Annotated in this window: 1 pseudogene; it reads left to right on the forward strand. The window is 69.3% G+C overall.

Features of this window, described 5'->3' with window-relative positions:
• A pseudogene (locus KYG_RS15640) lies at positions 1–423 on the forward strand (IS21 family transposase); the annotation flags it as partial.

The following is a 423-nucleotide window of genomic DNA, read 5'->3' on the forward strand; positions in this document are numbered from 1 at the left end:
GGCCACGCACGAGCGCCTGAGCGATCGCAACCAGACCCGCTACGACTGGCAGCATTACGTGCCGCTGATCGAGCGCAAGCCGGGCGCGCTGCGCAACGGCGCGCCCTTTGCAGACCTGCCCGAGCCATTGCAGCGCATGCGCAAAGGCTTGCTGCACCAGGAGGGCGGCGACAGGGTGATGGCGCAGGTACTGGCCGAGGTGCCCAAGCAAGGGCTGGACGCCGTGCTGGTGGCGGTGGAGTTGGCCCTGGAGAGTGCGCCGCCATCGGGGCGGGTGAGCACCGAGCACGTCATCAACGTGCTCGGCCGCCTGCAAGCGCAGCCCCTGCCCGAGACGGTTGCGACCAACCTGCAAGTGAGCCAGACACCCCTGGCCGACACGGCGCGCTATGACAGCCTGCGCGCTGGCAGCGACATGCAGGA

This window comes from Acidovorax sp. NO-1, from assembly GCF_000238595.1.
In the GTDB taxonomy this organism is placed as follows: domain Bacteria; phylum Pseudomonadota; class Gammaproteobacteria; order Burkholderiales; family Burkholderiaceae_C; genus Acidovorax.